Annotated in this window: 5 protein-coding genes; 3 read left to right on the forward strand and 2 right to left on the reverse strand. The window is 48.6% G+C overall.

All coding sequences use genetic code 11. The features are described from left to right. Positions 1–373: class II aldolase/adducin family protein (locus V5298_RS19680; RefSeq protein WP_332933126.1), on the forward strand; the 373-nt coding region annotated here is incomplete at its 5' end. Between the two features lie 53 nt (positions 374–426). After that, a complete protein-coding gene (locus tag V5298_RS19685) occupies positions 427–1,611 on the forward strand; it encodes a mandelate racemase/muconate lactonizing enzyme family protein (protein ID WP_332933127.1) in 1,185 nt (394 codons plus the stop codon). A gap of 29 nt (positions 1,612–1,640) precedes the next feature. On the opposite strand, the gene V5298_RS19690 is transcribed toward V5298_RS19685, so the two are convergent. Then, positions 1,641–2,492: an amidohydrolase family protein gene (locus tag V5298_RS19690; protein ID WP_332933128.1), complete on the reverse strand. Its 852-nt coding sequence runs from the start codon at positions 2,490–2,492 to the stop codon at positions 1,641–1,643. Next, entirely contained in the window at positions 2,489–3,238 is a 750-nt protein-coding gene (locus tag V5298_RS19695) for an SDR family oxidoreductase (RefSeq protein WP_332933129.1), read from the reverse strand. The genes V5298_RS19690 and V5298_RS19695 overlap by 4 nt, the downstream gene beginning before the upstream one ends. Before the next feature lie 157 nt (positions 3,239–3,395). Between V5298_RS19695 and V5298_RS19700 the strand changes: the two genes are divergently transcribed. Continuing rightward, the gene (locus V5298_RS19700) at positions 3,396–5,156 is read left to right on the forward strand and encodes an acyl-CoA dehydrogenase family protein (protein WP_332933130.1); all 1,761 of its coding nucleotides are present in this window, start codon (positions 3,396–3,398) and stop codon (positions 5,154–5,156) included. Positions 5,157–5,225 lie beyond the last annotated feature (69 nt).

Consider the following 5,225-nt stretch of genomic DNA (forward strand, 5'->3'; position numbering starts at 1 on the left):
GTACTCACTATTCTCTTTGCCCTCCCTCAGTTACCACAGCTACGAAGGATTGGCGGTAAATAGCAATGAGAGAAAACGGTTACAGACCGATTTAGGTAACACCAATCATATGTTATTGCCCAACCATGGCGGCCTTACGGTTGGTCCTACGGTAGGCGATGCCTTTATGCGCTTTTATGATTTGGAACGGGCCTGCGATATCCAACTGGCGCTAATGCAAGCTGGCGGTGATGTTATCGAAATCCCCGACCCCATTGTAAAAGGAATTTATGACCAAGCCAGTGTTGTACATTCTGGGGAAACCGGTGGACAAAAGGCGTGGCCGTCCATGTTAAGAAAAGCCTATAAACTGGATCCCACCTTCTGTGAATAATTCACGCTGACGGTGGTAATCCGCCGTCACCGTACAGCTAATCAGGAATCAAAATGAAAATTACCAAAGTAGAAATTTTTGACATTGAGTGCCCCAAGCGGCCTATGTGGAACCCCGTGTTTGTGCGTATTTACACCGATGAAGGGATCACCGGCGTAGGGGAAGCCGGTCTTGCTTATGATTTAGGTCATAGTGCCGCGGCACACATGATTAAAGAAATAGCCGAAGCCATGCTCATTGGCTGGGATGCCTTTAACACTGAAGGTCTGTGGGCACGCATGCTGCGAGAAAGCTTCTGGGGCTTGGGTGGCGGACCTGTAATTTATTCAGCCATGAGTGCCATCGATACCGCGTTATGGGATATAAAAGGCAAAGCGCTAAACCAACCGGTATACATGCTCCTCGGCGGTAAAACCAACGGCAAATTACGCTCCTATGCCAGTCAACTACAGTTCGACTGGGATACGGAAATCACCAAACTCAATGATCCTGCCGATTACGGTAAAGCCGCAGAAAAGGCCATGGCAGAAGGTTACACCGCAGTAAAAGTGGATCCCATCGTATACGACAAAGACGGTGTAACCCATTATGATCGCACCAAGCTATTTTCTCGGGCAGAAATGAAGCTCTTTAAGGCCCGTTTGCAGGCCATTCGCGATGCCATGGGTGATGAGGGCGATATTATTTTTGAATGCCACAGTTTATTGGGCGCTTCCACTGCCATCCAACTGGGTGACATCGTCGAAGAAATTGGCTGTTTGTATTATGAAGAGCCGGTAAACTACCTTAACTCAAAGGTTCACGATAAAGTCGCCAAGCGGGTTAATGTGCCCATTGCTGGTGGAGAACGCTTGTACAACCGTTGGGGCGTTCGCCCTTATCTGGAAGATCAGTCGGTGGATGTGCTGCAACCGGATGTGGGCTTATGTGGTGGTTTTACAGAAACCAAAAAAGTGTGTGATTATGCTGATGTCTACGATGTGCGTATTCAAGCCCACGTCTGCGGCGGACCTGTAGCCACTGCGGCCAGTTTACATCTGGAAACCGCAATTCCTAACTTCTTGATCCACGAACATCATACCTATGCCACCAAAGACTGGAATCGTGAATTGTGTATTCAAGATCCCCAGCCGGTGAATGGTTTCATTGAAGCCCCCGACACACCGGGAATTGGCATAGACTTAAATGACGATATTATTTATCGCTCACCGAATATGACCATTACGGCACTCAAATAAAGCCAAAAACGGGCCACGCCTTCACCGGCTTAGCCTGAGATTTGATACCAGTGGCGTGCATTAGTGCATGCCACTTGATTGCGTGTATCTGGCGCCACAAGAGACACCATAGTTTGCCAAAAATCCTTGTAACTGCTGTGCCAAAGGCAAAGGGGAAAATTACTGCCCAGCATGACCCGTTCGTGGCCAAACACATCAAGCACATACGCCATAACATGGCGAACGCTTTCTTTACTCCACTGCCTGTCTTGCATTTCCCAACCCGATAATTTAATGGCCACATTGGGGCTTTTTGCCAATTCATTAAGGCTTTGCCGCCAGGGATTTTGCGAATGGGTATCATGAAATGGAAAGCCGGCATGATTGATAATAAAACGTACGCCGGGAAACTGGCGAATAAGGCTTAACAGGGCCTGTACACTGGCGGTTGCTGACAAGGGAAGTTGAACGTCAAAACCTAATCCGGCCTCTTGCAGTAAAGCAAAACGTTGCGCGATTAAAGGATGACTGAGAATCGCCACACCATCATCATCCAATATATATCGCACACCACTCACTTTAGGGCGCTGTAGCAATGCCTCTAGTGTCTGTTCAGCTTCTGCAGCCAAGAGATCCCAAAACGCCACCGCCGCATAAGGCCGCTGGCAATGCTGGGCTAACCAGTCAATTTCTCGCCAGGGTTTGGTATTATCAAACCCCGCCTCAATATGCACAAACCCCGCCAAAGAAAGCGGCTCATGGAGCTGTAAATCTGACTCAGACACCGACCGAACCAGTTTGTGTTTATCCGGCCAATGGGGTGGATTTTGAGGCTTTAACCACCCATAGTGCCCTTCATCCAGAGCAAAAAAATGCAGGTGACTGTCAATAATCTCGATCACTGGGCGGTATAGCCCCCATCAATGCTATGCAAGCTTCCGGTAATAAAAGCCGCTTTCTCACTGGCTAGGAAAAACGTCAGTTCAGCCACTTCTTCGGGCGTGCCTAAGCGGCCAAGGGGTTGGGCCGCCGCTTCTTCTTTGTGTACCTGATGAATATCTGCGCCGCTTTTATTCACATAGTTTTCAATGGCCTGATGGTACAAGGGGGTATCAATGGTCCCTGGGCATACAGCATTGGCGCGTATATTAAAGGAGGCATAATCAAGCGCCGTGGTTTTCGCCATCGATGCCAGTGCAGCTTTGGTTAAATTATACGCAAAAGAGTTGTGTTTCCCCACCAGCGCTTGATCCGAGGCCATAAACACAATAGCCCCTTGATTAGCCAGTTTCATCACCGGCAGCACCGCTCGGACCACGGCATATGCGCCCTTTACATTGAGTGCAAACAACTCATCAAGTAACTCCGGCGAGGTGTCTTCGATGGTGGCAGACACATGCTTGCCAGCATTACTGATTAATGCATCAATTTGTTGAGTATCAGTGGCAAGGGCGGCGATAACACCGTTGACCTCGTCAATATTGGTAACATCACAGGGCAACCAGGTAGCTTGGGCAACAGGCGTATCAAAATCACGTATATCGAGATTGAAAACCCGGTATCCCTCGGCGACAAACTTTTTAACCACCGCCAAGCCAATCCCTAAACTCCCACCGGTGACCACGCAAACAGGTGAATTATCGTTCACTTTAAGCCTCACTTGATTTGTTCACATTGCTAGCAACTAACCTTAAGCATGCCTGTTGATGGCAAAAAAGTAAAAAGCCATTTATTCACTACTTTAATTTGTGAATTTATGTCTATAATGTTAAAAATTCAAACAAGCGTTTTAATTGGAGTCATCAATGCCTGAATACCATGCCCCCCTTACGGATTTTACCTTTCTTCTTGAGGACTGGTTGTCGCTGAATGAGCATTATAAGCAACTTGGCCTGCAGGATTTTGATGCCGATTTAGTCAGTGAAGTCATTGCCCAAGGGTCAAAGTTTGCGCAAGATGTTGTGGCACCATTAAACCGCCCAGGGGATGAAACCGGCTGCACACTCACCGATGGTCAGGTGGTTACCCCTCCGGGCTTTGCTGAGGCCTATCAGGACTATGTCGCCAACGGCTGGAATGCCATGCTCGGGCCAGAACAGTACGGCGGTCAGGGCTTGCCCTACACCATGGCCGTTCCTATTCATGAAATGCTAAATTCGGCCAATTTAAGTTGGCGGCTCACCACCATGCTCACAGAAAGTGCGGTACTGGCTGTAAACCGCCATGCCAGTGATCATCTCAAAGAGACTTACTTACCCAAACTCGTCAGTGGTGAATGGACAGGTACAATGAACCTCACCGAACCGCAAGCCGGCACGGATCTGGCGTTACTGGCCACCAAAGCAGTACCAAAGGATGATGGCAGCTATGCCATTTCAGGCAGTAAGATTTTTATTACTGCCGGGGATCAAAACTGGACATCGAACATTATCCATCTGGTACTTGCCCGCCTGCCGGATGCTCCGGCCGGAGTAAAAGGCATCAGCTTATTTCTCGTCCCCAAATACTTACTTGATGAGCACGGTGAGCCCGCTCAGGCCAACACCCTTTCGGTGGGTAGCATTGAACATAAGATGGGGATCAAAGCCAGCCCCACCTGCGTCATGAATTTTGATAATGCAACTGGCTGGCTTATCGGCGAGCCCCATCAGGGGCTTGCCTGTATGTTTACCATGATGAATGATGCTAGGTTTCAAGTCGGCATTCAGGGGCTAGGCGCCGCTCAAGCGGCCTTTCAAGGGGCATTGGACTACGCCACTGAAAGACTTCAAAGCCGGGCGCCCCAAGGTGCGGTTCAGCCACAAAGCAAGGCCGACCCCATTGTTTACCAGCCAGATGTTGCCCGTATGCTGCTTACCCAGCAATCACTGACAGAAGGCTGCCGAGCACTTAGCCTGCTTTATGCTAAACACATGGATATCGCCCATTTTGGCAACGACGAAAACCAACAAAAGGCACAAAGTTTACTGCAATTTTTAACCCCTATATGCAAAGCGTTTTTTACCGATATAGGACTGGAAAGCAGCAGTTTAGGTATTCAGGTTTTCGGTGGTCATGGTTATATTCGTGAATGGGGCATGGAACAATTGATGCGTGATGTTCGCATTACACTGTTGTACGAAGGCACCAATGGTATACAGGCTGGAGATTTAATTGGTAGAAAGCTTGTGCGTGACAAAGGTGAAAAGATGAAAGTAACCTTTTCGGTCTTTGCCGATATCATCGCAGCCATTAAAGATCCCACGGCTCAAGCCTCTGCTCAAGGGGTGTTGGACAACTGGCATGACGCCTCTTTGGCGTGCCTGGATATGTCGGCAACAGAAATGGCCGCTGCCGCGTATGATTACCTTTCTTTCACTGCCTATAGCTTACTGAGCGTATGCTGGACAAGTATGGCGGATGTGGCCGCGCAAACAGGCAACGCTAAATTAGCAGCAAGTAAAAAGCAGTGCGCGGACTTTTTTAATACCCGTTTACTCCCTCGTGCCGACGCTCACCTAAAAGCAATGACTAGCGATTGTTCAACCTTACAAGCCTTTAGTCACACCCAATTAAACAATGGCTAACTAACACCTATTTTAAATATAAAAAAAGGCGCCTTTCGGCTAATGCCAGTCAGTTAAGCTGACTGGCAT

Source organism: Alteromonas sp. 14N.309.X.WAT.G.H12 (assembly GCF_036697315.1).
In the GTDB taxonomy this organism is placed as follows: domain Bacteria; phylum Pseudomonadota; class Gammaproteobacteria; order Enterobacterales; family Alteromonadaceae; genus Alteromonas.

Excerpts from the sequence above, each read along its gene's own strand:
- V5298_RS19700 (WP_332933130.1), top strand. The coding sequence starts at position 3,396 with ATGCCTGAATACCATGCCCCCCTTACGGATTTTACCTTTCTTCTTGAG.
- V5298_RS19685 (WP_332933127.1), top strand. The coding sequence starts at position 427 with ATGAAAATTACCAAAGTAGAAATTTTTGACATTGAGTGCCCCAAGCGG.